The following is a 26,137-nucleotide window of genomic DNA, read 5'->3' as shown; positions in this document are numbered from 1 at the left end:
AGCAGATCGCCCACCCTCCAATTCACATGCGCTCGATCGCCAGCGCGATACCCTGACCGCCGCCGATGCACATGGTGATGAGCGCGCGGCGCCCGCCGATGCGCTCAAGCTCATGCATCGCCTTGACGGTGATGATCGCGCCAGTCGCGCCCACCGGATGGCCCAGCGCAATGGCCCCGCCGTTGGGGTTCACCTTTGCCGGATCCAGCCCCAGACCCTTGTTCACCGCCAATGCCTGCGCGGCGAAGGCCTCGTTCGATTCGATCACGTGGAAATCGGTGATCTTGAGGCCCGTGCGCGCCAGCAGCGCCTCCACTGCGGGCACCGGGCCGATGCCCATCACCTCGGGGCGCACGCCCGCATGGGCGTAGCCGATGATGCGGGCGCGGGGCGTCAAACCTGACGCCTCGGCCGCCTCGGCGCGCGCCAGCACCAGCGCCGCCGCACCATCGTTGATGCCCGACGCATTGCCGGCGGTGACGCTGCCATCCTTCTGGAACGCGGGGCGCAGACCTGCCAGCGCCTCGGCCGTCGTCGCCTTGGGATGTTCGTCGGTGTCGAAGGGCACGAGGTCGCGCTTCACCCGCACCTCGACCGGCACGATCTGATCGCGGAACCGCCCCTCGGCAATCGCACGGGCGGCACGGCTCTGGCTTTCCAGCGCAAAAGCATCTTGCGCCTCGCGGCTGACCCCATGCTCGGCCGCGACATTCTCTGCCGTGACGCCCATATGGCCGGTGCCAAAGGGGCAGTGCAGCGCCCCGATCATCATGTCGAGCGCGCGGACATCGCCCATCTTCTGGCCAAAGCGGGCAGCAGGCAGGATATGCGGCCCGTTCGACATGCTTTCCGCCCCGCCGGCCAACCCGAACTGCGCGTCGCCCATGGCGAGGGACTGGATCACCGAGACGATGGCCTGCGCGCCGGACCCGCACAGCCGGTTCACGTTCATCGCCGGCACCGTATCGGGAATGCCCGCCTCCATCGCGGCAACGCGGGACAGGTACATATCCTTGGGCTCAGTGTTGATGACATGGCCGAACACGACATGTCCGACCTGTGCGCCCTCGACGCCGGCCCGCTCCAGCGCGGCTTTTGCGGCAATGGCGCCGAGCTTGGTCGGCGGCACAGCGGCCAGCGACCCGCCGAAGGTGCCGATGGCGGTTCGTGCGCCTGACAGGATGACAATCTCGTCCATGGATCTTCCCTCCCTTGTTCGGGCCTATTGGCCCTGATCCGCGCCAGTGTGACCAGCGTGACGCTGCGTTCCGTCCGCATCGCCCAGCGCCTCCAGCCCGGCGAGAAAGGCCGTCGCCCCCGGCCCAAGCCGCACGATAAGCTGGGCATGATAAGCCACCGCCGCTTCGGCCAGTTCGGCCATCATCACAGCACCCTTGTCGGTCAGGCCGAGGACAACCAGCCGCCGATCGCTGTCGCTGATACGTTTGGTGATGATCCCGGCCTCTTCCAGCCGTGTTGCGGCGCGGCTGACCTTGGACTTGTCCATGTCCACGCGGGCGTGGATCTCGCGCACCGATACCTCGGCCTCCTGGCTCAGATGCGCCATGACCCGCCATTCGGCACGGCTAAGGCCGAAGCGTTCCTGATAGACGCGGGAAAATTCGCGGCTGAGGCGGCCTGCAGTCACCGCGACACGATAGGGCAGAAAGCCGTCGAGGACGAAGGGATCGGGCATCGGTACCCCGCCTGATCGTTGCACATGCATCGAAGCATGCGCAAAAGACAGGCCCGCCGCAAGGTGAAGCAGCGGGCCGTTGGTATTGGCGGCTCAGGCTGCGTCGAACTGCAACGGGCGGACCTGCTGGAACAGGCCCGTGGCCTTGAGCTTGGCCAGCACATGAGCGGGCGGCTGTTCGTCAAGGTAGAGCAGCGCAATCGCCTCACCTTCGCGCACAGACCGGCCGAGCGTGAAGTTGGCGATGTTCACGCCATTCTCGCCCAGCGTCTGGCCCAAGGTGCCGATGATGCCCGGCACGTCCTTGTTGGTGGTGTAGAGCATGTGCTGCCCGATCTCGGCGTCGATATTGATGCCCTTGATCTGGATGAAGCGCGGCTTGCCGTCACTGAACACGGTACCGGCAATCGACCGGGTGCGCGTGGGCGTGGTCACCACCAGACGGATGTAGCCATCGAACACGCCAGTCTTGTCTTGCGTGGTGGTCGACAGCTCCACCCCCCGCTCTTTGGCCATGATCGGGGCCGAGACCATGTTCACGTCAGGGTTCGTGGCCTTCATCACGCCCGCGATGGCCGCACAGTTCAGCGCTTTCAGGTTCATGTCCTTGGCGATGCCGTTATAGACCACCTCGATCGTCTCAATCGGCTCGTCGGTCAGCTGGCCGACGAAAGCACCGAGGTATTCCGCCAGCTTCAGCCAGGGCCCCATGATCGCGGCCTCCTGCGCGGTCACCGACGGCATGTTCAGCGCGTTCGACACCGCACCGGTCAGCAGGTAATCGGCCATCTGTTCGGCGACCTGAAGGGCGACATTTTCCTGCGCCTCGGTCGTGGCGGCGCCCAGATGCGGGGTCACGACGACATTGGGCAGGTCGAACAACGGATTCTCGGTCGCCGGTTCCTCGGCGAAGACGTCGAAGGCCGCGCCTGCGACATGGCCGGATTTGATCAATTCGGCCAAGGCCGCCTCATCCACCAAACCACCGCGCGCGCAGTTGATGATGCGCACGCCTTTCTTGGTCTTGGCCAGCGCCTCGGCCGACAGGATATTGGCGGTTTTCTCGGTGTAGGGCACATGCAACGTGATGAAATCGGCCTGCGCCAGCAGTTGGTCGAGGTCGACCTTTGCCACGCCCATCTGACGCGCGCGATCCTCGGACAGGAAGGGGTCATAAGCCATGACCTTCATCTTGAGACCACGCGCCCGGTCGCAGACGATGGAGCCGATGTTGCCCGCGCCGATCACGCCCAGCGTCTTGGCGGTCAGTTCCACGCCCATGAAACGGGATTTCTCCCACTTTCCGGCATGGGTCGAGGCATTGGCCTCAGGGATCTGGCGGGCTGTGGCGAACATCATCGCGATGGCGTGCTCGGCCGTCGTGATCGAGTTGCCGAAGGGCGTATTCATCACGATGATGCCCTTTTTCGACGCCTCGGGGATGTCGACATTGTCGACGCCAATCCCTGCGCGCCCGATCACCTTGAGGTTGGTCGCAGCGGCGATGATCTTTTCCGTGACCTTGCTGGCCGACCGGATGGCGAGGCCGTCATACTGGTCGATGACGGCCAGCAGCTTGTCCTTGTCCTTGCCGATCGAGGGATCAAAGGTGACGTCGATGCCGCGATCCTTGAATATCTGGACGGCAGCGTCCGACAGGCTGTCGGATATGAGAACCTTGGGGGCCATGGGTGTGGTCCTTGAAATGGGAATATGGCGGGCAGGTGGGCAGATTGCCCACCCGACGAATGTGTTGGGGGCAGGGTGGGCAATCTGCCCACCAAACCGTCAGGCGGCTTGCGCCAGCGCCTCGATCTCTACCACGAAGGCCCAATCGAGCCACGGCAGCATGGCTTCGATATCCGCCGTTTCCACCGTCGCACCGCACCAGATCCGCAGACCCGGAGGGGCATCGCGGTAGGCACCGATATCCAGCGCAACGCCTTCGGATTCGAGCCGCTTGGCGACCGACTTGGCAAAGGCTGCGCCATCGGTGATGCGGGGATCGGTGAATTTCAGACAAACGCTGGTGTTCGACCGCGTCGCTGGGTCAATCGCCAGATTGTCGATCCAGTCCCGCGCCTCGCAGAAATCGAAGATGGCCTTCGCATTGGCATCGGCGCGCGCCATCAGGCCGGGCAGACCACCCACCGATTTGCCCCATGCCAAAGCGACAAGGTAATCCTCGACGGCCAACATCGACGGCGTGTTGATCGTCTCGCCGACAAAGATGCCCTCGATCAGCTTGCCACCCTTGGTCAGGCGGAAGATCTTGGGCAGGGGCCATGCGGGGGTGTAGCTTTCCAGCCGTTCGACGGCGCGGGGCGACAGGATCAGCATACCATGCGCGGCTTCGCCGCCCATCACCTTCTGCCACGAGAAGGTGGTGACATCGAGCTTGTCCCACGGCAGATCCTGCGCGAAGGCGGCGCTGGTCGCGTCGCAGATCGTCAGACCGGCGCGGGTCACGGGAATCGCATCCCCATTGGGCAGACGCACGCCCGACGTGGTGCCGTTCCAGGTAAATACGACGTCCGTGTCGAAATCGACTTGGGTCAAATCGACGATCTCACCGTAGCCCGCCTTGAGGACGGTGGCATCCAGCCTGAGCTGCTTGACCACATCGGTGACCCATTCGGCGCCAAAGCTTTCCCAGGCGATCATGGTGCAGGGTCGTGCGCCAAGCATCGACCACATCGCCATTTCGACCGCGCCGGTGTCAGACGCGGGAACGATTCCGATGCGATAATCTGCTGGAACGCCAAGGATCTCGCGCGTCAGGTCGATGGCCGCCTTGAGCTTGGACTTGCCAACGGATGCGCGATGCGACCGGCCCAAGGGCGCGTCGGCAAGCTGATCCAGCACAAATGTGGGGGGTTTGGCGCAGGGGCCAGAGGAAAAACGCGCATTGTCCGGGCGCGCTGCCGGTTTGGTCGGTGCCATGATCTGATACCCTCTCAGATATGTGCCCTTCGTTGGGGAAGGGTGTCCCACCGCCGCGTCTACGGCGGGCGCGGCGCTGCGACAAGACGGAAAATGCAGCTCAAGCGTCGTTTTTCGCGACCCGGCCTGCGTCGGCGGTGCCGATCGGAAACGCCGTCCTCTTTGCACGGCTCAACCGACTGCCGTGCAGAGCTGCGGCATTCCGCCCATAATATCGGCATTCATCATAGGATTTTGATCTCACGAAAGAAATCCTTTCTGTCGTGCCATTCAAACACAACACCTGTCCAGTTCACTGGACATTCTGCTTGCCGTCGCCGCACGCCCGACGCTAAACTCAGGGGAGAGTGACCTTAACCTAAAACAATCGGTAGGCGCGTGAGAGACCAGGCCCAAACCCTAACCTTCGACCTCACGGATTTCTTGCCGTTCCAGATGTCGGTGATCGCGTCGCGCGCATTCCAGCGCATCATGATCGCGGCCGGTCTTCAGGTGCCCGAATGGCGCATCATGATGGCGCTGCCCGCACATCAGCCCTGCTCCAGCCATGAATTGTGCGCCCTGACCGCCATGGATGCCGCCCGCGTCAGCCGGGCCCAGCGGCGGCTCGAAGATCTCGAGATGATCCACGTCGTGCGCGACAATGCCGACCGGCGCAGGCTGGTCGTGCAGCTCAGTGACAAGGGCACCGAAGAGGTCGCGCGCTTGCGCCATGCCGCCCGCGAGGTCGAATCCTCCATGCTCGACAATCTGGGCCCCGAGGATCGCGCCAACCTCAAGACCGCAGTGGGCGACCTTTACGGCAGGCTCTGATCCAGCAGCATCCGGGTCAGATCGCCATCTGGCGCGGCCAATCCGTCGATGACATCGAAGTGATGCAGGCCGGGCAGATGCACGGCCCGCACCTCGGCCCCAAGCCCCCACCAGACATTCGCCAAAAGGTCGGTCTGCCGGATGAACTCGGGCCGTTCATTGCCACCCACAACGCAGGTCACCCTCAGTCCGTCGCGTGGGATCAGCAGAGCAGGGCTTTCGACTTCAGCCTCGGCCGGGTCCAGCTGCAGCGTCTCGTTCATCTGCGTGCGCAGAAGCGGGCGCAGATCATGCACCCCGGATACCGAAACAACATGCGTGACACGGTCCGCAAGCGCATCCTGCAGCACCCCGCGACAGGCCATGCGGGTCACCAGATGCCCGCCCGCTGAATGCCCGGTCAGGGTGACAGGCCCCGACACAGCCTCCGCCGCCACGCCGATCGCAGCCGCGACCTCGGCGGTGATGGCGGCGATACGCGCGTCGGGCGCCAGCGTGTAGCGCACCAGCGCCACGGCCTGCCCATGGGCCAGCGGCCCCTCGGCCAGAAAGCCGAAATCATCGGGCGAAAACCGCATCCAGTAGCCGCCATGCACAATCACTGTGAGACCCTGAATGGCGCTTTCGGGTCGATAAAGGTCGATCGTCTGCCGCGCGCCGGGCCCGTAGCGGAGCCGGCCGGGGGTGATACCGGTGCGCAAGGCGGCGGTGCGCGCGGGCCAATCCGTCAGAAACCGCTCCGCATCCGGGATATGGGCGGCATTGGCATAGGCATCATCCCAATCGGTGATCGGCATCAAGGGCTCCCTCACGTCGTCGGAGGCCAGAAAGTCGCAAGCCTGCCCGCAATGCAAGCCGCCTGCGGCACTTTCGTTGCCCGCCCCATCCCCCACCTTCCGGTCTTGCGCCAAGACCGGCTGTCACGTTAGCGTGACACTGCTTCGGTCCGGGCGATTCACATCGTCCGGTGAAAAGGGAACGCGGTTCAAATCCGCGACTGCCCCCGCAACTGTAAGCGGCGAGCGTGACCGGCACATGCCACTGGGGGACACCCCGGGAAGGCCCGGCCCACGCGATGACCCGCGAGTCAGGAGACCTGCCGAAGTGATCACCCTGTCCGGGCGCGGTGGGCGCCATGGGCAACGGACCCTTCCGTTGTGGTGACGCTTCACCGTTCACGGGAGGGGTCTGTCTGCCCCCCCTCAAGAACATTGCATCAGAACCAATCGGGCCAAACGGCCCGCGAGGGGGCTATATGAAACACCACATAACGGCCGCGCTGCCCTTGGCGTTGCTTTTCCCGGCCATGGCGCCGGCGCAATCCGTATTTGATCTGGGGGAGATCGTGTTTTCGGCCGAATTCGGCGAAACCACGCTGGAGGAAACCGGCGCGACCGTATCGGTCGTCACCCGCGAGGAACTTGAGGCGACCGGGGAAACCCGCGTGATCGACTATATCGCGCGCCTTCCCGGCGTCGATGTGCGCGCACGCGGCCCGATCGGGTCTCTGACCTCGATCACCATCCGCGGTGCCGGGCAAAACTATGTCCGTGTGCTGGTGGATGGGATCGACGTCAGCGATTTGTCCGGCCCGCAGGCGGCCTTTGACTTCGGCAGCTTGACCACATCCGACATTTCCCGGATCGAACTGCTGCGTGGCGGGCAATCTGCGATCTACGGTTCGGAGGCGATCGGCGGCGTCATCAACATAACGACCCTCCGTGCCGAAGAAGAGGGCGTGAACCAGTTCGCCAGTATCGAGACAGGCAGCTACAACAGCTACCGTGGAAGCTATGGAGTTGCGGTTCGGCAAGGTCCGCTGGACTATGCCTTGACCCTGACGCGCACGCAGACCGACGGATTTTCTGCCGCCGACGAGAATGACGGCAATACCGAAGCTGACGGGTTCGAATCGAACCGGCTGAGTTTTTCGCTCGGGCATGATCTGGCGAATGGCGGCCGCGTCGGGCTGAGCGCCTTTGTCGAAAGCGCACGGGTGGAGTTCGACGAGCAGTTCCCGATATCGGACGGTTCGCCCGATGAGGTGTCCTACAATGACAGCTTCGGTTTGCGCGCCTATCTGGAACTGCCGACCGGGGCAGTCGACAGCACTTTTGCCGCCACCTACTATCAGATCGAACGCGATGTCCGGGGGTCGACCACATTCGGCCCGGCGGAGAACATATACACCGGCGAGCGGATCGCACTGAGCTATCTCGGCGCGCTTGACCTCGACCAGTCGACTTCGCTGAGGTTCGGGCTCGATGCCACGCGCGAGACTTTCTCGCAGGGAGGAACCTTTGGCCCAGGCGGCGGTGAAAGCGAGACTGTCGGGCTCTTCGGGGAGCTGGCGTGGTCGCCCAACGACAGCTTCGACCTGTCGGCAACCCTGCGTTACGATGACCATTCGCAATTTGGTGGCCTGACCTCGGCACGCTTTGCGGCCTCGTGGCGACCGGACGAGGCGTGGATCATTCGCGCGTCTGCAGCGCAAAGCTTCCGGGCACCTTCGCTCTACGAACTTTACGGGCCTTTCGGCGAACCGACATTGCAACCTGAAGAAAGCCACTCGTTCGATCTGGGCGTGGAACGGCGGTTGGCGCAGGATGCCTTTGTGCGGGCAACGCTGTTCTACAACCAGACCGACAATCTGATCGATTTCCCCTTTCCCTACGCGCAGGTGCCCGGCACGGTCCGCCGCCGGGGCGTGGAACTGGAATTCGGCGCACCTATCACGAACGCGTGGCGTCTTGACGGCAGCTATACGTATACGACCGGACGCAACCCGCCCCTTACGGCCGGAAACGCGTGGAACCTTGAGTTCCCTGAGAACGACCTGTCCTTGACCCTGACGGGCGACATGACCGAGCGGCTGTCAGCGGCGTTGTCTGTGCAATCTGTGTGGAACCGCCCGACTCTGAGCGACTATACTATCGCGAACGCAACCTTCACCTACGCCCTGAGCGACGATGTCGATGCCTATCTGCGGATCGACAACATTCTCGACGAACAATACCAGTTGACGCGTGGCTACGGCACCTCCGACCGGGCCTTCTACCTCGGCCTTCGGGCCCGGTTCTGAGATGATCCCCCTGCGCGCCCTCGCCCTCGCCCTGACCGTCACGGCGGGGCCCGTGGGCGCGCAGTCCACCGAGGCACCTGCCCGCGTGGTGTCCATGAACCTCTGCACCGACCAGTTCGCTCTGATGCTCGCCGCACCCGGGCAGCTGGTCTCGGTCAGCTATGTCTCGGCAGATCCCGTCACCTCGCCCATGGCCGACGCGGCCGCCGCCTATCCGCTCAACTATGGCAGCGCCGAACAGATCTACCTGATGCGGCCCGATCTGGTGCTGGCCCATCCCTGGTCCGACCCCACCGCTATCGCCATGCTGCGCCGCCTCGGCGTCAGCGTGGTTCAGGTGCCGGGGGTCGAAAGCCTGGCCGATATTCCCGAGCGGCTGGCGCAGGTCGGCGCGCTTTTTGGCCGCGAAGAACAGGCACAGACCCTGATCCGCCAGTTCGAGACGGATCTTGCAGCCCTTGGCACCCTGCCGCTCGGTCCGCGCGCCGCCTTTTACGGGGCCAATGGCTATTCCATGGGCGAAGGCGGCATGGCGCATGAGATCCTGACCCGCGCCGGGTTCCGCAACATCGCCGCAGAGGTCGCGCGCAGCGACACCGGCCAGATCGCGCTGGAACTTCTGGTGATGGCCGCGCCCGATCTGATCCTGCGCACCGCCCGCTACCCGGGCGCCTCGCGGTCAGAGGAGATCTTGCACCACCCAGCCCTGCAGGCGCTGATCGCCGCTGGCAACGGGCTGGAGATGGGGCCGGATTGGGCCTGCGGCACGCCCCGTGTCCTTGAGGCGCTGCGCGATCTTGTCGAGGCCCGTCAGATGATGGAGGGCGCACCATGACCCGCGCCCTGTTCCCCGGACTGGGCTTGCTGACCACTGCACTGTTTGCCCTCTCGCTGCTGACCGGCCCTGCGGGCTTTGGCTTCAGCGAAAGTGTGTCAGCCCTCATCACCGGGCAAGGCGAGGCCGTGACGCTGGTGATGCGCGAGATCCGCCTGCCCCGCGCGATCCTTGCCGTCATGATCGGCGCGAGCCTCGGCCTGTCGGGCGCGGCGCTGCAGGGCTATTTGCGCAATCCTTTGGCCGAACCGGGTCTGATCGGCGTCTCAGGCTCTGCGGCTTTGGGCGCCGTCATCGCCATCCAGACCGGATTTGCCGCGGCCTTTGCCCTTGCCCTGCCCTTGACGGCGCTTGCCGGTGCGGTGATCGCGGTCCTGCTGATCCTCGCACTTGCCGGGCCGCGTGGCGGGTCGCTGACACTGATCCTCGCTGGTATCGCGATTTCGGCGCTGGCCGGTGCGCTGACCTCGCTGGTACTGAACCTCTCGCCCAATCCCTTCGCCACGGCGGAGATCGTGTTCTGGATGATGGGATCTCTGGCGGATCGGTCGTTTTCCCATGTCTGGCTTGCCGTACCCTTCATGGCGGTCGGCTGGGCGCTGTTGCTGCCGCTGGGCCGGGGCCTCGATGCGCTGACACTGGGCGAGGATGCCGCCGCCGCCATGGGCATCAGGCTTGACCGGATGCGCCTGCAACTGGTTCTGGGCGTCGCGGCCTGCGTTGGCGCGGCAACAGCGGTCGCGGGTGCCATCGGCTTTGTCGGGCTGGTCGTGCCGCATCTGTTGCGCCCGCTCGTCGGCGCCCGGCCTTCGGTCCTTTTGCCCGCCTCAGCGCTTGGGGGGGCGGCAATGGTGCTTTTGGCCGACATCGCCGTGCGGCTGGTGCTGCCCGAGCGCGACCTTAAGCTCGGCGTCCTCATGGCGATCATCGGCGCGCCGCTGTTCTTGCACCTGATCTACAAGACGCGGAGGGCGCTGTGATGCATCTGGCGCTGGACCGTCTGACTGTGATGCGCGGCGACTGCCCCGTGGTCGACGGCGCCAGCCTGGCCATCGCGCCTGGGGAACTGGTCGGCCTGATCGGGCCGAATGGTGCGGGCAAGACCACGCTGATGCGCGGCGCGCTTGGTCTTCTGCCACATACGGGCATGTCTTCGCTGACGGATATGGCCCCGCAGACTCGCGCCCGCCACGTCGCGTGGCTGCCGCAAGCGCGCGAGATCGCCTGGCCTGTGAGTGTCGAGACGCTGGTGACACTGGGCCGGACGCCCCATCTGGCGGCGGGCCAGCGCCCGAGCGAAACCGACCGCGCCGCCGTCGCGGAGGCGTTGCGGATCATGGACCTGTCGGGCTTTGAGGCGCGCCCCGCGACCAAGTTGTCGGGCGGCGAACAGGCCCGCGTCCTGATCGCCCGCGCGCTGGCGCAGGACACACCGCTGATCCTCGCGGATGAGCCCATCGCGGGCCTCGACCCCGGCCACCAGATCGCCACGATGCAGGCCTTTGCCCAGCTGGCCGCCGGGGGCAAGGCGATCATGGTCTCGCTCCATGATCTTGGCCTTGCCGCGCGCCATTGCACCCGGCTGATCCTGATGCACCGGGGCCGCATCCATGCCGACGGACCGCCCGAGAAAGTGCTGACCAAGGCCAATCTCGCCGATGTCTTCGGCATTTCAGCCCATTTGACGCGCGGACCCGACGGCGTCATCTTTCAGCCGCTCGAGGTGCTGACATGACCGACATGCCCGATCTTCTGACGCGCGGCGGCCCGGTGATCTGGGCCATCGCCGCGCTGTCGGTTCTGACGCTCGCCCTGATCTTGTGGAAGCTCTACCGCTTGTCCACGCTCGGGGCCTGGTCCGGTGGGCATGTCGCGACAGAAGCGATCACGTTGTGGCAACAGGGCGACGCAGTGGGCGCCCTGTCGCTGCTGACCGCGCGCCGGTCCGTCCGCGCAAGGCTGGCCCATGCCGCGATGTCGGCGCACCGCGATGTCTTCCTGTCCGACGAGGCCGCGCGCGAGGAAACCGCCCGCATCGCACGCACCATGCTGGCCGAGTTGCGCGCCGGCTTGCGCCCGCTCGACCTGATCGTAACCATCGCGCCTTTGCTGGGGCTGCTGGGCACCGTTCTTGGCATGATCGCCGCGTTTCAGGCCCTGCAGGAGGCCGGTGGCCAGACCGATCCCGCCACGCTGGCCGGCGGCATCTGGGAGGCGCTCTTGACCACCGCCGCAGGGATGGCCGTGGCGATCCCTGCCGCCGCGGCGCTCACATGGTTCGACAGCATCGCCGACCGAGTGCAGGCCGACATGGAGGGGGACGCCACCCGCATCTTCACCCGCGGGGGCGCACGATGACGGGGTTTTGTTTCGCGCCCGCGCGGCCGCGCCGTCGCCCGAGCCTGACGCCGATGATCGATGTGGTGTTCCTGCTGCTGGTGTTCTTTATGCTGGCCGCCCGGTTCGGGCAGGAAGGCGCGCTTGAGTTGCGCATCGCGGCCAGTGGCGGCGCGGAGTGGCAAGGCCCGCCGCGCCTTGTCCGGATCGAGCCGGAGGGGTTCAGGCTGAACGGCCAGATCACCGATCTGGACGGATTGATCGAGACCCTGAGCCGCCTGACAGACACGGGTTCGGACCTCATCCTCGTGCAACCGGCAGAAGGCGTTGACCTGCAGCGCCTGATGGATGGGATGGGCCTTTTGGAGCGGGCGGGCTTCACCACGCTTGCCTTGGTGAGCCCGTGACCTTCGGTGGCCCCTCACGGCCCCGTGGCGGGCAGGATCGGGCCATCGTGCCGATGATCAATGTGGTGTTCTTGTTGCTGATCTTCTTTCTGATGACGGCCAGCCTGACCCCACCGCCGCCGCAAGACCTTACGCCGCCAACAGCCGACATGCCACAGACCGACCCGGAGGCGGGGACGCTTTACATCATGGCCGATGGCACACTGATCTTTGGCGCGACCACGGGCGAGGACGCGCTCGCGGCGCTGGCCGAAGCAGACAGGGACGGACCGCTGCCGGTTCTGGCCGACGCCGCATTTTCCGCCGCCGATCTTGCGCGGCTCTTGCCCCGTCTGGCGGCGCAGGGCGTGTCCGATATTCGCCTGATCACGGTCCGCCCATGAGACGGGCCGCCGAAATCGCTGCCTTTCTGGGCCTGTCGGCGGCGGTGCATGCCGGGGTGATGTCGGGGCTTGGCACCAGCAGCGGAGGGCCCGACGGACAAGGTGCGCAGGGTGCCGACCGGATCAGCCTGCAAGCTGCACCGGAAAGCCTTGCCGCATTGGCCACCCGCTGGACGACGCCGCCCGACCCGATGACATCGGCCGCGTCCATGGCCCAGCCGGTGGTCTCGGAAAATGCCGTCGAATTGCCCATGGACAGCACACCGCAACGCCTGCCGGCAATGCCACCACTGCCACAGCAGACACCTGCGGAAACTCCCCCGGTCGAGCGGACCCCGGCGCCAGCCCCCCCGCGTCCCGCGATGCCCGTCGTGCCGATCGCCCCGGCGATGCCGATACCCGAGACCCCGCCCGCCGCACCCGACCACGTCGATCTCGCGCCACCGCGCAACGGCTCGCCGCCGCTGACCACGCCCGAAACCCCATCAAACCCCGCACCAGACACAGCCGCACCCGCCCCGCCCGGCAGCACGGAACTGGCCACCGCCACCTCTCCACGGCCGCCCGTCCGCCCGTTCGCCCCGCCACCGGCACAGGTCGCGCCCACAGCCAGCCCGCCATCGACGCCACAACCTGCCCGCGTTGCCGCAGGCGCCGGCAACGGGGCCGCACAAGGAGCATCACCTGCGCCGACACAGGCCCCCGCCACGCTCAGCGCCGCCGACCGCCAAAGCTTGATGGCGCAATGGGGCGGGCAGATCATGGCGCGGATCGAACGCGCCCGCCCGCGTGTCCGGGCGTCGGGTCAGGTGGTGCTGGCCCTTCAGGTCTCACGCAGCGGGCAATTGGCGGGTCTGTCGGTCGCCAGATCCTCGGGCGACCCGGCGCTGGACGAAGCCGCGATGACGGCCGTCCGGCGCGCCGGGTCCTTTCCCGCCGCCCCCGCGGGCCTGACCGAGACGAGCTACGGCTTTTCCCTGCCGATCCGGTTTCGCTAGGCCCTTTCACTGACGCGCGCGACCGCTAGGTAGGGGGTCATGGGACTGCTGTTGCACATCGAGGAACTGACCAAGGCCTATGGGCCTGTGTCCGTGCTGAACGGCGTGTCGCTTACGCTGGACGCGGGCCAGAGCCTTGCGCTCACCGGCGAAAGCGGATCGGGCAAAAGCACGCTTCTGCATCTGGTGGCGGCCTTGGATCAGCCTGATGCAGGCTCGATCAGGCTGGATGGGGTCGAAATCGCCACGCTGGACGATAGCGGTCGCGCCGCCTTGCGCCGGGATCGGATCGGGCTGGTGTTCCAGCAGTTCAACCTGATCCCGTCGCTGACCGTGGCCCAGAACATCGCCTTTCAGGCCCGCCTGTCCGGGCGACACGACCCCGCGCGATGCGCCATGCTGGCCGACCGTTTGGGCATCAGCGCCCTGACCGCGCGCTATCCCGAGGATCTTTCGGGCGGCCAGCAGCAACGCGTCGCCATCGCCCGCGCGGTGGCAAATGGTCCTGCGCTGATCCTTGCGGATGAACCGACGGGCAATCTGGACGAGGCCACCGGCGATGCCGTGCTTGACCTGCTGCTCGATCTGGTGCGCGACACCGGCGCGGCCCTGATGATGGTCACCCACTCGACCCGGCTGGCTGCCCGTCTCGACCGCCGCCTGCACCTGTCGCGTGGCCTGCTGTCCGCCGCACCTCTGGTCGCATGACATGATCCAGACCGCCGTTTCGACCCTGTTGTCCCACTGGCGACGTCACCCCGGCCAACTCGCAACCCTGATTGCCGGGCTGGCGCTGGCCACAGCGCTCTGGTCGGGCGTGCAGGCGATCAATGCCGAGGCGCGCACCTCCTACGCGCAGGCCGCCGCGACCTTGGGTCAAGACAGTCTTGACCGGCTCGTCTCTGCCTCCGGGCGGCCGGTGCCCTTGGCCGAATTCGTGGCCCTGCGCCGCGCCGGCTACCTTGTCTCCCCGGTCATCTCGGGCGAGCTGCGCGAGGGTGAGGCTCGCCTGCGCCTCCTTGGCATCGACCCGCTCACGGCCCCGCCCGAAGCCGGTGCCCCGGCGCTGCAGGGCGAGGCGCTGGACCTGCCCACCTTTTTCACCGCCCCCGGCCTGCTGTTGATGGAGGAAGAAACATCCTTGGGATCGTTGCCCCCGGGCCTGCCCGAGATCGTTCTGCGCGAGGGTATTCCGCCCGGCGCCGCGCTCACCGACATCGGAACCGCGGCGCGGCTGATGGACCAGCACGATCCGAGCTACCTTCTGGTGGCCCGGGTTCAGCCCGCGGGCCTGCCGCCCCTTGAGCAGGCAACAGACCTGCGACTGGAACGGCCAGGCGCCACCACCGATATCGCAAGCCTGACCGACAGCTTTCATCTCAACCTCACCGCCTTTGGCCTTTTGTCCTTTGCCGTGGGCCTGTTCATCGTCCATGCCGCCATCGGTCTGGCCTTTGAACAGCGCCGCGCGACGATCCGGACCTTGCGCGCGCTGGGTCTGCCCCTGCGAAGCCTGCTGGTCGCCATCAGTCTCGAACTGGCCGTTTTGACCCTGTTTGCCGGGGTCTTGGGCCTTGTGCTTGGATATGGGATCGCCGCAGCGCTCATGCCCGGTGTCGCGGGCACCCTGCGCGGGCTCTACGGCGCGACCATCCCCGGAACGCTGAGCTTCGATCCGGTCTGGGCGGCCTCGGCGCTGGGAATGACGCTGGCCGGCGCCGCGCTTGCGGGGGCGCAGGCCCTGCGCCGCACCGCGAGCATGCCGATCCTTGCACCAGCCAACCCGCGGGCTTGGGCATTGGCCTCGGCCCGGTCGATGCGGGTGCAGGCGCTGGTCGCCACGGCCTGTTTCGCCACCGCACTTGCCCTTGGCGTCTGGGGCGGGTCGCTTCTGACAGGCTTTGCCGCGTTGGCGGGTTTGTTGCTGGGGGCGGCCATGATCTTGCCCGCATCGCTGGGCCTTGTGCTGCACCTGACCGGGCGTGGGGCACGGGGCGCGCTGGCGCAATGGCTCTTCGCTGACACGCGGCAGCAATTGCCGGGCCTGTCCCTTGCTCTGATGGCGCTTTTGTTGGCGCTGGCGGCCAATATCGGGGTATCGACCATGGTGGGGTCGTTCCGAGGAACATTCATCGGTTGGCTTGACCAGCGGCTTGCGCCCGAACTCTACGTCACCGCCGCAAGTCTTGACGAGGCTGCGCGCCTGCGCGCCTTCCTTATCCCCCGCGCCCAAGCGATCCTGCCCATCGTCAGCGCCGAAGTGCCCCTTTCCGGTCGCCCCGGCGAGGTGTTCGGCCATATCGATCATGCCACTTACCGCGATCACTGGCCGCTGTTGCAGGCCGTGCCCGACGCCTGGGACATAATGGCCAGCGGCCAAGCCGTGCTGATAAACGAACAGCTTGCCCGCTTTGCCGACCTGTCACTGGGCGATCCGCTCGAAATCACGCCGGATCTGACCCTCACCATCGCCGGGGTCTATTCCGATTACGGCAACCCGGCGGCACAAGCGATTGTGACCCTGAGCCGCTTTGCAGAGACGTTTCCAGACGTGCCCCAGACACGGTTTGCCCTGCGCATCGCACCCGAGGATGCCCCGATGTTGGCCACAGCCCTGCGCGAAGATTTCGGCCTGCCCACCGACGCCGTCATCAATCAGACCCAGATCAAGCGGTTTTCGATGGAGGTCTTCGAGCAGACCTTCCTCATCACCGGCGCCTTGAACGTGCTGACGCTGGGCGTCGCAGGTTTCGCGCTATTGACCAGCCTGTTGACGCTGGCCGACATGCGCCTGCCGCAACTGGCCCCGGTCTGGGCACTGGGCCTGACACGCGCGCGTCTTGCGTGGTTCGAACTGGCACGCAGCCTGATCCTTGCCGCGCTGACCTTTGCGCTGGCCCTGCCGGTTGGCCTGTGTCTGGCTTGGGTTCTGCTGGCGGTCGTGAATGTGGAAGCCTTTGGCTGGCGGCTTCCGATGACGCTGTTCCCCGCCGATTGGCTGCGCCTCTTCGCGCTGGCGTTGCTGGCTGCCGCCCTCGCCGCGGCCGTGCCGGCCCTGCGGCTGGCGCGCATGCCGCCTACGACCCTGCTCAAGGTGTTCGCGCATGAACGCTAGGACCCTCACCCTTGGCCTGTGCCTGCTGGCATCGCCGATCTGGGCACAAGGTTTCGCGGGCCTCGGCACGGCCGCCGACGGTTTCGCCCTGCCGCAAAGCCCGGCGCTGTTCAACTTTCCCGAGGATCATGGCCCGCACCCGGCCTATCGCATCGAGTGGTGGTATCTGACCGCGACGCTGACCGGCGAGGATGGCGCGGAGTATGGCGTGCAATGGACCCTGTTCCGCTCCGCTCTTGCCCCGCGAGAGGCCGAAGGCTGGGATGCGTCGCAACTTTGGATGGGCCATGCGGGTTTGACCTCGTCCGAGGCGCATTTCAGCGCAGAACGGCTTGCGCGCGGCGGCATCGGGCAGGCCGGCGCCAGACCTGCGCCCTTCAGCGCGTGGATAGACGACTGGGCGATGACAGCGATCGACCCGGAGGCCGCCGATGCGCTGGATGCGCTGACCCTGACCGCACGCGGGACGGATTTCGCCTATGACCTCGATCTGACCGCCACCGGACCCCTGATCTTTCATGGCGATGGCGGCTATTCGGTGAAATCCGCCGAGGGGCAGGCCAGCTATTACTATTCGCAACCCTTCTACAGCGTCACCGGCACGCTGACCCTGCCCGATGGCCCCGTCGCCGTCACGGGAAACGCCTGGCTGGACCGCGAATGGTCGTCGCAACCACTATCGGAACGCCAGGAGGGGTGGGATTGGGTCTCGCTCCAGTTCGACAGCGGCGCGCGGCTGATGGGGTTCACGCTGCGCCAGACCGATGGCACGGCCTATACGGCGGCGACATGGATCGAGGCGGATGGCAGCACTCAAGCCTATCTTGACGGTGCGCTCACCATGACGCCGCTGGCCGTTACCGATGTTGCTGGCCGTGAGGTTCCGACCGAATGGCGGATCGAGTTGCCCGACCGTGGGCTCGACATCACCACCCTGCCGCTCAACCCACAGGCTTGGATGGATGTCTCCGTCTCCTATTGGGAAGGGCCGATCCGTATGACCGGCACCCATCCCGGGCGCGGCTACCTGGAGATGACCGGATATGACTGAAGAGACCCTGACTGGCCTTCTCGATACGATCTGGCAGCACCTTGCCCGAGGCACAGCCGACCGCCACCATCCCGCGCGCCACCCCACGCTGGCCTCCATTGGCACGGATGGGCCCGAGCTGCGCACGCTCGTGCTGCGCCGCGCGGAGCGGTCCGGAGCGCTGCTTGAGGTGCACACCGACGCGGCCAGCCCCAAGGCTGTTCAGATCGTCGCCGACCCCCGCGTGGCGCTGCATGTCTGGCTGCCCAAACCGCGCCTGCAAATACGGGCACGGGCGATGGCCCTGCTCGAACCGGGCGATCCCGCCGTCTTTGCCAATCTCCCGCCCGAGGCTCAGGCGAATTACGGCGGTCCGGTCCCGGGGACGCCGCTGCCCGGTCCAGCAAAGCGCGCCGCCGGCGACCCCGCCCGCTTCACGCGCATCCTCTGCCATCTGACCGAGGTCGACGCGCTCCTCCTCTCCGACCCGCACCGTCGCGCCCGCTACCGTGCCGACGGGAACTGGCAGGGACAGTGGATCGTGCCCTGACCCCTTCTCTGTTTCAAAAATATCCCGGGGAGGCGCGGCCGGAACGGCCGTGACGGGGCAGAGCCCCTCTTCACGCCTCAGACGCCGGGATCAAACATCGGGAATGTCACGCCCAACGCCCAGCCCAGGATCACGCCCATCCCGACCCCCATGGCCACGGCCGAGCCTGTCCGTTTGCCGACGAACCGGCCCATCATACCATAGCTCAGGTAGAACAGACCTATCACCGGCAGAATGATGATGAGGAAGAACAAGCGCTCGAAATCCAGCGCCACCGCGATGCCGAGCGAGATCAGGAACATCCCCCGCGCCACGATCCGCCGCCAGAGCGCGGCGCGCGCAGCCTCCAGCAGCACGGCATCGGCCAGCATCGCCAGAACCGCCCCGGGCAAGATCGCCAGCATCACCACGGCACGTCCGGGATGAGGAAAGAAACTGCCAACGTAGCGGTCCATGACACCGCCGAACACGACGATGCCATAGACAGCAAGGCCAAGACCCAAAAGCAGCCCCCGGCGCGCGGGCAGCCCGCCCGCCCAGGCCGCCCCCGCAAGAACCAGAGCGCCATAAAGCGCCAAATGCAGGGCAAGGTAATCGGCAACCAGAACCGGCAGGAAACGCGTCTCGAACAGGCTGAGCAGACCCGGTGTGAGAACCGCCGGCAGAACCGCCATGGCCCAGAACTGCATACGCCCGGGGTGCCAGGGCGCGCGGCCCTCCGGCAGCAGCCGCGCGAGCGGCCAGACCAGCAGCACCACGCCAGAGAGCGTCAGCAAGATCCACGGCCCGAGCGACACCAGCCCCGCCTGCGGCACAAGCCCAAAGCTCGCCGCGATCCAGTCGATGCCCGCCGCGATCCCCGATGGCGCGTAAAGAACGCCTACATGCTCGACCAAGGGCACCGCCTCGGCCCGCCGCGCGAATCCGTCGCCGGGGGTGCCGACCGTCTCGCCTTCGCCGACGCCCAGCTCGGCCATCACCCGCTGCGCCTCGGTGCGGAGCGCGCCTTCCCATGCGCCGTTCAACATCAGCAAGTTGCGGGGTTCCTCGGACGTCACCGCCTGGCTGAAGATGGAGATACCCACGATCGCCGCGACCCTGTCATCGGCCAGCCCCTGACGCACGACCACGTCCGACGCCATGGAATGACCCACCAGCGCCACGCGCGGCTCTGCCCCCGGCAGGGCGGTCGCGTAATCGGTGACGCGGGCGGTTTCCTCCATCAGCAGGCGCGTGGTGCCGTCGATGCTGGTCACATCCCCCGACATCGGCACGGGGTTGCGGCCATGCCCCTCGAAATCGAAGCTGACGGTGATGAAACCAGCCCGCGCAAGGCTTAGCTGCCATGCCGCCATCAACTGGCGCGATCCGGCAAAGCCATGGGCGATCACGGCCACCGGCCCCTGCGCGTCGGGCAGGCGCATGACCGTCACGGGCGTGTCGCCGACCCGGTCGTGCGATATCGCCAACCCGCTGCGCGGCGCCTCCAGCCCCCATAGCCCCAGCGCGATGCACAGCACCGCGATCCCCGCCACAATCGCCTGTCTCATCAGCCCATCCGTTACCCGTATCGTCAAAGACATAGCCGAAGCCCGGCCACAGCCAACAGCCAAAGCCACTGGCCAGACGCGGCACTTCATGGTCTATGCCCCAAAAACCGGACCGAGGGCGCCGATGTATACCCTGACGCTTGTCACCAACCCTGCGATGATCTTGGAACCCGCGCTGGTGCGTGCGCTGCGCGACGCGCTTGGCGGGGGTGACGCCCTTTGGCTCGATCCCAATTGCGCGGCCGAGTTCCCTGTGCGCAAGGCACCGAAGAACCTCGAAGACCTCCGCTACAGCCTAACCGCCGAGGGGGTCGATCTTGTTTGCCAGCCCAGCGCGGGGCGACGCAAGAAGCTGCTGCTGGCCGATATGGATTCGACCATGATCCAGCAGGAATGCATCGACGAACTGGCCGCGGCCGCGGGTATCGGTGAACGGGTAGCGGCGATCACCGCGCGCGCCATGAATGGCGAACTTGATTTCGAGGCAGCGTTGAAAGAACGCGTCGCCCTGCTGAAAGGTTTGCCCGAGACCGTGATCGGTGACGTCTTGCAAACCCGCATCACGATGATGCCGGGCGGCGCGACGCTGGTGGCCACGATGAAGGCGCATGGCGCATATGCGGCGCTGGTCTCGGGCGGCTTCACTGCCTTTACGGCAGACGTGGCTGAAAAGCTTGGGTTCGATGAGAATCGCGCCAACATTCTTCATATCGAGAATGGCGCGCTGACCGGCACGGTCGCCGAACCGATCCTCGGGCGTGAGGCCAAGGTGGCGGCGCTGGAGGATCTGACCGCGAAACTGTCAATCACCGCGGCCGATGTGCTGGCCATCGGCGACGGGGCCAATGATCTGGGCATGCTGACCCGCGCGGGGTTGGGTGTGGCGGTCCATGCCAAGCCCGTCGTGCAGGCACAGGCGGCGCACGCGATCAACCACGGCGATCTGACGGCGCTTTTGTATATTCAGGGCTACGCCAAGGCGGATTTCGTGGCCGCCTGAGCCCCGGAAATGGCAAAGGGCCACCGCAGTGCTGCGATGGCCCCGCCGACAAGATGATATCTCACTCTGCTGGGACGGCGCGCGCTTCGACCGTCAGCGGATGGGCCAGCTTGTCCAGCATCTCCTTCGGGCAGACCTGAATGAAGTTGCCCCGCTCGACTTCCCAATGCTGGAGGATGCTGGCGGCGCGGCGTGAGCCGGTTTCGCGCAGATGTGCCTCGATCAGGCCCTTCAGCTGGTTTTCCCAGTGCGCCACCGTGACCGGACAGGTGACCAGCGTCTCGAGGTTCATGTTGACCTGCGCGACGCCATCCGGATCGTAGAGATAGGCCATACCCCCGGTCATGCCGGCCCCGAAATTTGCGCCGATACGACCCAGGATCACTGCGACCCCGCCCGTCATGTATTCGCAGCCGTTCGACCCGCAGCCCTCGACCACGACCGATGCGCCCGAGTTGCGCACGGCGAACCGCTCGCCGGCCCGCCCGCAGGCGAACAGGTATCCGTCGGTCGCGCCATAAAGGACCGTGTTGCCGATGATGACGTTCTCATGCGCCACCAGCGGGCTGTCCTGCATCGGCTTGACCACGATGGTGCCGCCTGACAAGCCCTTGCCGACATAGTCGTTGCTGTCGCCCGTCACCTCGAGCTTTAGCCCGGGTGCCGCAAAGGCACCCAGCGATTGCCCGGCCGAGCCCTGCAGCTTGACCGTCAGGTGATCGCGCTGCAGCGCGTTGCGCATGCCAAACGCCTGTACGATGTGGCTCGACGTGCGGGTGCCGATGGTGCGCAGCGTGTTCTGCACCGCATAGGACAGTTGCATCTTCTCACCATCCTGTAGGAAGCGGCTGGCATCGGCCACGATCTGCGCGTCCAGCGTGTCGGGCACGACATTGCGCGGCTTGTTGCGGTCATACTTGATGCGGTCCGCGCCATCTACGGTGATCAGCATCGGGTTGAGGTCGAGGTCATCGAGGTGCGCCGCCCCACGGCTGACCTGCGTCAACAGATCGGCCCGCCCGATGATCTCATCCATCGACCGCGCCCCGATGGAGGCGAGGATATCCCGCACCTCCTGCGCGTAGAAGGTGATCAGGTTCACCACCTTGTCGGCATTGCCGGTGAACTTGGCGCGCAGGGCCTCGTCCTGGGTGCAGACGCCGACGGGGCAGGTGTTGGACTGGCACTGGCGCACCATGATGCAGCCCATGGCGATCAGCGCCGCGGTGCCGATCCCGTACTCCTCGGCCCCCATCATCGCGGCCATGACGATGTCGCGCCCGGTGCGCAGGCCGCCATCCGTGCGCAGCGTGATCCGGTCGCGCAGGTTGTTCATCGCCAGAACCTGATGCGCCTCGGTCAGACCCATTTCCCATGGCAGACCCGCATATTTGATCGAGGTCGCGGGGCTGGCGCCTGTGCCGCCGTTATGGCCCGAGATCAAGATGATGTCGGCCTTGGCCTTGGCCACGCCCGCCGCGATGGTGCCTACGCCGGAGGAGGCGACCAGCTTGACCGTCACCTTGGCGCGCGGGTTGATCTGCTTGAGGTCGTAGATCAGCTGCGCCAGATCCTCGATCGAATAGATATCGTGGTGCGGCGGGGGCGAAATCAGCGAGACGCCCTTGGTCGAATGACGCAGGCGCGCGATCAGTTCGGTCACCTTCATGCCGGGCAGCTGACCACCCTCGCCGGGCTTGGCGCCCTGAGCCACCTTGATCTCAAGCTCTTCGCAATGGTTGAGGTATTCGGCGGTGACGCCGAAGCGGCCCGATGCGACCTGCTTGATCTTGGCGCTGGGATTGTCGCCATTGGGTTCCGGCACGAAATGCGCCGGATCCTCGCCGCCCTCGCCGCTGTCCGACTTCGCGCCGATCCGGTTCATCGCCACGTTCAGCGTCTTGTGCGCCTCGGGGCTGAGCGCGCCCAGCGACATGCCCGGTGTCACGAAGCGCTTGCGGATCGAGGTGATCGATTCCACCTCTTCGATCGGCACCGGGTTGCCTAGCGGCTTGATGTCCAGCAGGTCGCGCAGATGGATCGGCGGGTTGCTCCGCATCTTCTCAGAGTACTGCTTCCACAGCGAATAGGACGCGCGGTTGCAGGCCTCTTGCAGCATATGCATAGAGGTTGCTTCCCAAGCGTGCTTTTCGCCAGAGCGACGCGCCTTATAGAAACCGCCGATTGGCAAAACACTCTCGCCGCGCAGAAAGCCCTTGGCGTGGACTTCTTCGACCTTCTTTTGCAGACCGCTGACGCCGATGCCGGAAATCCGGCTCAGCATGCCGGGGAAATATTCGGCCACCATGGCGCGGGACAGGCCGACCGCCTCGAAGTTCAGGCCGCCGCGGTAGGAGGAGATGACGGAAATCCCCATCTTGGACATGATCTTGAGCAAGCCCTGATCGATGGCGGTCCGGTAGCGTGCCATCGCCTCGGTTAGCGTGCCGTCGATCAACCCGCGCGCGATGCGGTCGGCGATGCTGTCTTGCGCCAGATAGGCGTTCACCGTGGTGGCGCCACAGCCCACCAGAACCGCGAAGTAATGGGGGTCGATGCACTCGGCCGACCGCACGTTGAGCGAGCAGAAAGTGCGCAAGCCTTGCCGCGTCAGCCAGGAATGGACGGCGCTGGTCGCAAGGATCATCGGCATCGCCACGCGCGTCTCGGACTGGCCCTGATCGGTCAGGATGATGTGGCCCGCCCCCGAGCGCACCGCATCCTCCGCCTCGTGGCGGATACGTTCCAACCCTTCGCGCAGCGCATCGGGTTTGCCGCCGGCCGGGAAGGTGCAGTCGATGACGACGTGTTCGGCGTTGAAGTGCTTGACCATCGCCTCGAACTGGGCGTTGGCGACGAAGGGGCTTTCCAGAACGAGGATCTCGGTCTGGCTGCTGTCCTCGTCCAGCACGTTCTTGAGGTTGCCGAACCGGGTCTTGAGGCTCATCACGCGGTATTCGCGCAAGCTGTCGATCGGCGGGTTCGTCACCTGGCTGAAGTTCTGGCGGAAGTAATGCGACAGCGGGCGGTAGATGCTCGACAGCACCGCGGCGGGCGTGTCGTCGCCCATCGAGGCCAGCTGTTCCTTGCCATCCTCGGCCATGGGCGCAAGGATCTGTTCCAGCTCTTCGATGGAGTAGCCCGCCGCGACCTGCCGACGCCGCAGGTCGGCACCGTCGAACAGGGTCCTTTCGCTGGCACCTTCGGTCTCGGCGGCCAGATCGACGATCTTGCCCACCCAGTCGCCAAAGGGGCGGGACGCGGCCAGCTTGTCCTTCATTTCGGTGTCATGGAAAAGACGCCCCTCGGCCATGTCGACCGCGATCATCTGGCCGGGGCCAAGCGCGCCCTTTTCCACCACCGTCGCCTCGTTCACCGGCACCATCCCGGCTTCGGAGCCCGCGATCAGCAAGCCTTCGCCGGTCACGACATAGCGCATCGGGCGCAACCCGTTCCGGTCAAGCCCGGCGCAGACCCAGCGGCCATCGGTCATGGCGAGGGCGGCTGGGCCATCCCAAGGTTCCATCACGGAATTGCAGTAGGAATACATGTCCTGCCACGCCTTCGGCAGTTCGGTCGCGGTGTTCGACCACGCCTCGGGCACCAGCATGGTCTTGGCCATAGGCGCGGAGCGGCCTGCGCGCACCAGAACCTCGAACACGGCATCAAGGGCGCCACTATCGCTCGCACCTTGCGGGATGATCGGCTTGATATCCTCGGCCATGTCCCCGAAATAGGTCGACGCCATGCGGATCTCGTGACTGCGCATCCAGTTCACGTTGCCCTTCAACGTGTTGATCTCGCCGTTATGGGCCAGCATGCGGAAAGGCTGCGCCAGCCACCACTGCGGGAAGGTGTTGGTGGAGTAGCGCTGGTGGTAGATGGCGAATGCGCTTTCGAACCGCGCATCCATCAGGTCGGGATAGAAATTGGCCACGTCCTGCGCCAGCATCATCCCCTTGTAGATGATCGACCGGCACGAAAAGCTGCAAAGATACAGTTCCTTGATGCCGGCGGCGGCGGCGGCTTTCTCGATCCGGCGGCGGATGACGTAAAGCTCGCGCTCGAATGTTTCCTCGTCCACGCCCTTGGCATTGGAAATGATGATCTGTTCGATCTCGGGCCGTGTCGCGTTTGCCTTTTCGCCCAGCACGGTGACGTTCACCGGCACATGACGCCAGCCGTAGATGTAGTAGCCCATGCGCAGAACCTCGGATTCCACGATGGTCCGGCAGGTTTCCTGCGCGCCGAAATTGGTGCGCGGCAAGAAGACCTGCCCCACGGCCATCAACTCGTCCATCCGCGGCTCATGCCCGGTGCGGCGCACCTGATCGTAGAAGAACGTGGCGGGGATCTGCACATGGATGCCCGCGCCGTCACCGGTGCGGCCATCAGCGTCGACCGCGCCCCGGTGCCAGACGGCTTTCAGTGCGTTGATGCCGTTTTCCACGACCTTGCGCGAGGGCGTTCCGTCGATCGACACCACAAGCCCCACCCCGCAGGAGGAATGTTCATCCTCTTCGCGGAACAGGCTGTTGTCATTCATCCACTGGCGCTTGGCTTCCTCGGCGGCGGCCCAGGTGGCGTCATAGGTCGTCATGGTCAGTCCCTCCGTTCGGGCCGGGTGCCGCCTCACGCGCGAGTACCCGGAAAATCTGGTCGGAAATCGACGGTGCCGCGCGGGGCAAGCCGCTGAACATCTCGCCGCAGTCGTAGATAGGTTGCATCGTCAGAAAGCCCGGTTCGCCGGGTTCGGCGAATTCCATCGGGCTGTTGTTGTATTCGAAACTCTCGCCATTGGCTTCGGTGACGGTCTCCACACCCCCGAAGAACAGCCGCCAGCCTTCGTGTACGAACTGGTTGCCCTGCACGCGGCGTATCCCGCCGTCGACCGGGTATTGATAGGAAAACTCGGTCACGGCCAGCGTGCGGCCATCGACCACCACCTCATCGCCAGTCAGTCGGTCAAAGCCGGTATAGTCGCGCTGGAAACTGCCGAAGTTCGACTCTGTCCGCAGGCTGAACACCATCGTGTCGCTGCCCGTCGTCAACAACTCCGTCAGGCTGGCGGGATCTTCCTCGGGCTCGATCAGGATGGAAGTGCCGCCGCCGCGCAGGTTCCAGCTTTGCAGCCAACGAAACTCGCTGTCGGAAAAGCTGACGTAGAACGGGCTGTCCTCGTCGAGTGAGGCGCGCCAATGCGTGCCCGGCGGATCAGCCTCGCAGGTCCAGTGATGGCTGACCATGCAGCCGCGCGACTGCACGGTCAGATAGGCCGTGCAACCGGGCGGCACCTGGAACAACTCGGGCTGATCCTGCGCCGAAGCGGGCAGCACGGGCGCAAGGGTCAGAACCGCGAAAACCGCGGTCAAGGCCCCACCCGTGATGCCCGGTACCT

The 26,137-nt window shown here is 65.7% G+C and carries 22 protein-coding genes and 1 riboswitch; of the genes, 14 read left to right on the top strand and 8 right to left on the bottom strand.

Annotated elements, in window-relative coordinates:
• Window positions 1–22 precede the first annotated feature (22 nt).
• The 4 genes from C7455_RS06580 to C7455_RS06565 form a co-directional block, all read right to left on the bottom strand.
• Window positions 23–1,198: an acetyl-CoA C-acyltransferase family protein gene (locus C7455_RS06580; protein ID WP_109666689.1), complete on the bottom strand. Its 1,176-nt coding sequence runs from the start codon at window positions 1,196–1,198 to the stop codon at window positions 23–25.
• Between the two features lie 24 nt (window positions 1,199–1,222).
• The gene (locus C7455_RS06575; protein WP_109666688.1) at window positions 1,223–1,696 is read right to left on the bottom strand and encodes a MarR family winged helix-turn-helix transcriptional regulator; all 474 of its coding nucleotides are present in this window, start codon (window positions 1,694–1,696) and stop codon (window positions 1,223–1,225) included.
• Window positions 1,697–1,789: 93 nt separating this feature from the next.
• Window positions 1,790–3,385 (bottom strand): phosphoglycerate dehydrogenase, encoded by a 1,596-nt coding sequence (gene serA / locus C7455_RS06570; RefSeq protein ID WP_109666686.1) that lies wholly within the window; start codon window positions 3,383–3,385, stop codon window positions 1,790–1,792.
• Between the two features lie 99 nt (window positions 3,386–3,484).
• Window positions 3,485–4,639, bottom strand: a complete 1,155-nt coding sequence (locus tag C7455_RS06565) for a phosphoserine transaminase (RefSeq protein ID WP_109666685.1) — start codon at window positions 4,637–4,639, stop codon at window positions 3,485–3,487.
• 378 nt (window positions 4,640–5,017) lie between these two features.
• Here C7455_RS06565 and C7455_RS06560 point away from each other — a divergent pair, with 378 nt between their 5' ends.
• Window positions 5,018–5,452: a MarR family winged helix-turn-helix transcriptional regulator gene (locus C7455_RS06560; protein WP_211315453.1), complete on the top strand. Its 435-nt coding sequence runs from the start codon at window positions 5,018–5,020 to the stop codon at window positions 5,450–5,452.
• Here the strand turns inward: C7455_RS06560 and C7455_RS06555 are convergent.
• Window positions 5,437–6,249: an alpha/beta hydrolase gene (locus tag C7455_RS06555; RefSeq protein WP_109666848.1), complete on the bottom strand. Its 813-nt coding sequence runs from the start codon at window positions 6,247–6,249 to the stop codon at window positions 5,437–5,439. The genes C7455_RS06560 and C7455_RS06555 overlap by 16 nt on opposite strands.
• Window positions 6,250–6,377: 128 nt before the next feature.
• Window positions 6,378–6,570, top strand: a riboswitch (cobalamin riboswitch).
• Window positions 6,571–6,707: 137 nt separating this feature from the next.
• On the opposite strand from C7455_RS06555, the gene C7455_RS06550 reads away from it, so the two are divergent.
• Genes C7455_RS06550 through C7455_RS06495 form a run of 12 tightly spaced genes read left to right on the top strand, consistent with a single transcriptional unit; the run spans window position 6,708 to window position 18,189 of the window.
• A complete protein-coding gene (locus tag C7455_RS06550; protein ID WP_170119012.1) occupies window positions 6,708–8,534 on the top strand; it encodes a TonB-dependent receptor plug domain-containing protein in 1,827 nt (608 codons plus the stop codon).
• 1 nt (window position 8,535) lies between these two features.
• Entirely contained in the window at window positions 8,536–9,369 is an 834-nt protein-coding gene (locus C7455_RS06545) for an ABC transporter substrate-binding protein (protein ID WP_109666680.1), read from the top strand.
• Window positions 9,366–10,349, top strand: coding sequence for a FecCD family ABC transporter permease (locus C7455_RS06540; RefSeq protein WP_109666678.1), 984 nt, complete (start codon window positions 9,366–9,368; stop codon window positions 10,347–10,349). Before C7455_RS06545 ends, C7455_RS06540 begins: the two co-directional genes overlap by 4 nt.
• Entirely contained in the window at window positions 10,349–11,104 is a 756-nt protein-coding gene (locus C7455_RS06535) for an ABC transporter ATP-binding protein (RefSeq protein WP_425450626.1), read from the top strand. Before C7455_RS06540 ends, C7455_RS06535 begins: the two co-directional genes overlap by 1 nt.
• Window positions 11,101–11,727 carry a MotA/TolQ/ExbB proton channel family protein gene (locus C7455_RS06530; protein ID WP_109666675.1) on the top strand — a complete coding sequence of 209 codons (627 nt, stop codon included), beginning with the start codon at window positions 11,101–11,103 and terminating at the stop codon, window positions 11,725–11,727. The genes C7455_RS06535 and C7455_RS06530 overlap by 4 nt, the downstream gene beginning before the upstream one ends.
• Complete coding sequence (locus C7455_RS06525) at window positions 11,724–12,113, top strand: ExbD/TolR family protein (RefSeq protein WP_109666674.1); 390 nt, start codon at window positions 11,724–11,726, stop codon at window positions 12,111–12,113. Before C7455_RS06530 ends, C7455_RS06525 begins: the two co-directional genes overlap by 4 nt.
• On the top strand, window positions 12,110–12,496 hold the full coding sequence (locus tag C7455_RS06520; RefSeq protein WP_245904243.1) for an ExbD/TolR family protein: 387 nt from the start codon (window positions 12,110–12,112) through the stop codon (window positions 12,494–12,496). Before C7455_RS06525 ends, C7455_RS06520 begins: the two co-directional genes overlap by 4 nt.
• The gene (locus C7455_RS06515) at window positions 12,493–13,494 is read left to right on the top strand and encodes an energy transducer TonB family protein (RefSeq protein WP_109666672.1); all 1,002 of its coding nucleotides are present in this window, start codon (window positions 12,493–12,495) and stop codon (window positions 13,492–13,494) included. Before C7455_RS06520 ends, C7455_RS06515 begins: the two co-directional genes overlap by 4 nt.
• 39 nt (window positions 13,495–13,533) lie before the next feature.
• Window positions 13,534–14,202 carry an ABC transporter ATP-binding protein gene (locus C7455_RS06510; RefSeq protein ID WP_109666671.1) on the top strand — a complete coding sequence of 223 codons (669 nt, stop codon included), beginning with the start codon at window positions 13,534–13,536 and terminating at the stop codon, window positions 14,200–14,202.
• Between the two features lies 1 nt (window position 14,203).
• Window positions 14,204–16,609, top strand: a complete 2,406-nt coding sequence (locus tag C7455_RS06505; RefSeq protein ID WP_109666669.1) for an FtsX-like permease family protein — start codon at window positions 14,204–14,206, stop codon at window positions 16,607–16,609.
• Window positions 16,599–17,660 carry a lipocalin-like domain-containing protein gene (locus tag C7455_RS06500; protein ID WP_109666668.1) on the top strand — a complete coding sequence of 354 codons (1,062 nt, stop codon included), beginning with the start codon at window positions 16,599–16,601 and terminating at the stop codon, window positions 17,658–17,660. Before C7455_RS06505 ends, C7455_RS06500 begins: the two co-directional genes overlap by 11 nt.
• Window positions 17,653–18,189: a PNPOx family protein gene (locus tag C7455_RS06495; protein ID WP_109666666.1), complete on the top strand. Its 537-nt coding sequence runs from the start codon at window positions 17,653–17,655 to the stop codon at window positions 18,187–18,189. The genes C7455_RS06500 and C7455_RS06495 overlap by 8 nt, the downstream gene beginning before the upstream one ends.
• A 77-nt stretch (window positions 18,190–18,266) precedes the next feature.
• Here C7455_RS06495 and C7455_RS06490 read toward each other — a convergent pair whose 3' ends face one another.
• Window positions 18,267–19,739: an alpha/beta hydrolase gene (locus tag C7455_RS06490; RefSeq protein ID WP_109666664.1), complete on the bottom strand. Its 1,473-nt coding sequence runs from the start codon at window positions 19,737–19,739 to the stop codon at window positions 18,267–18,269.
• 124 nt (window positions 19,740–19,863) lie between these two features.
• Between C7455_RS06490 and serB the strand changes: the two genes are divergently transcribed.
• On the top strand, window positions 19,864–20,739 hold the full coding sequence (gene serB / locus C7455_RS06485; protein WP_109666663.1) for a phosphoserine phosphatase SerB: 876 nt from the start codon (window positions 19,864–19,866) through the stop codon (window positions 20,737–20,739).
• Window positions 20,740–20,800: 61 nt separating this feature from the next.
• Here serB and gltB read toward each other — a convergent pair whose 3' ends face one another.
• On the bottom strand, window positions 20,801–25,339 hold the full coding sequence (gltB, locus tag C7455_RS06480) for a glutamate synthase large subunit (RefSeq protein ID WP_109666661.1): 4,539 nt from the start codon (window positions 25,337–25,339) through the stop codon (window positions 20,801–20,803).
• Window positions 25,326–26,111, bottom strand: a complete 786-nt coding sequence (locus C7455_RS06475) for a hypothetical protein (RefSeq protein ID WP_109666660.1) — start codon at window positions 26,109–26,111, stop codon at window positions 25,326–25,328. The genes gltB and C7455_RS06475 overlap by 14 nt, the downstream gene beginning before the upstream one ends.
• Between the last annotated feature and the right edge of the window lie 26 nt (window positions 26,112–26,137).

This window comes from Roseicyclus mahoneyensis (assembly GCF_003148775.1).
GTDB lineage: Bacteria > Pseudomonadota > Alphaproteobacteria > Rhodobacterales > Rhodobacteraceae > Roseicyclus > Roseicyclus mahoneyensis.
The sequence above is the reverse complement of the archived record's forward strand: the minus strand, read 5'-3'. Positions and strand labels throughout refer to the sequence as shown.

Coding starts and splice junctions, on each gene's coding strand:
- C7455_RS06500 (WP_109666668.1), top strand. CDS start 16,599: ATGAACGCTAGGACCCTCACCCTTGGCCTGTGCCTGCTGGCATCGCCG.
- C7455_RS06565 (WP_109666685.1), bottom strand. CDS start 4,639: ATGGCACCGACCAAACCGGCAGCGCGCCCGGACAATGCGCGTTTTTCC.
- serB (WP_109666663.1), top strand. CDS start 19,864: ATGTATACCCTGACGCTTGTCACCAACCCTGCGATGATCTTGGAACCC.
- C7455_RS06545 (WP_109666680.1), top strand. CDS start 8,536: ATGATCCCCCTGCGCGCCCTCGCCCTCGCCCTGACCGTCACGGCGGGG.
- C7455_RS06550 (WP_170119012.1), top strand. CDS start 6,708: ATGAAACACCACATAACGGCCGCGCTGCCCTTGGCGTTGCTTTTCCCG.
- serA (WP_109666686.1), bottom strand. CDS start 3,385: ATGGCCCCCAAGGTTCTCATATCCGACAGCCTGTCGGACGCTGCCGTC.
- C7455_RS06510 (WP_109666671.1), top strand. CDS start 13,534: ATGGGACTGCTGTTGCACATCGAGGAACTGACCAAGGCCTATGGGCCT.
- C7455_RS06515 (WP_109666672.1), top strand. CDS start 12,493: ATGAGACGGGCCGCCGAAATCGCTGCCTTTCTGGGCCTGTCGGCGGCG.
- gltB (WP_109666661.1), bottom strand. CDS start 25,339: ATGACGACCTATGACGCCACCTGGGCCGCCGCCGAGGAAGCCAAGCGC.
- C7455_RS06490 (WP_109666664.1), bottom strand. CDS start 19,739: ATGAGACAGGCGATTGTGGCGGGGATCGCGGTGCTGTGCATCGCGCTG.
- C7455_RS06575 (WP_109666688.1), bottom strand. CDS start 1,696: ATGCCCGATCCCTTCGTCCTCGACGGCTTTCTGCCCTATCGTGTCGCG.
- C7455_RS06525 (WP_109666674.1), top strand. CDS start 11,724: ATGACGGGGTTTTGTTTCGCGCCCGCGCGGCCGCGCCGTCGCCCGAGC.
- C7455_RS06555 (WP_109666848.1), bottom strand. CDS start 6,249: ATGCCGATCACCGATTGGGATGATGCCTATGCCAATGCCGCCCATATC.
- C7455_RS06535 (WP_425450626.1), top strand. CDS start 10,349: ATGCATCTGGCGCTGGACCGTCTGACTGTGATGCGCGGCGACTGCCCC.
- C7455_RS06505 (WP_109666669.1), top strand. CDS start 14,204: ATGATCCAGACCGCCGTTTCGACCCTGTTGTCCCACTGGCGACGTCAC.
- C7455_RS06580 (WP_109666689.1), bottom strand. CDS start 1,198: ATGGACGAGATTGTCATCCTGTCAGGCGCACGAACCGCCATCGGCACC.
- C7455_RS06540 (WP_109666678.1), top strand. CDS start 9,366: ATGACCCGCGCCCTGTTCCCCGGACTGGGCTTGCTGACCACTGCACTG.
- C7455_RS06495 (WP_109666666.1), top strand. CDS start 17,653: ATGACTGAAGAGACCCTGACTGGCCTTCTCGATACGATCTGGCAGCAC.
- C7455_RS06530 (WP_109666675.1), top strand. CDS start 11,101: ATGACCGACATGCCCGATCTTCTGACGCGCGGCGGCCCGGTGATCTGG.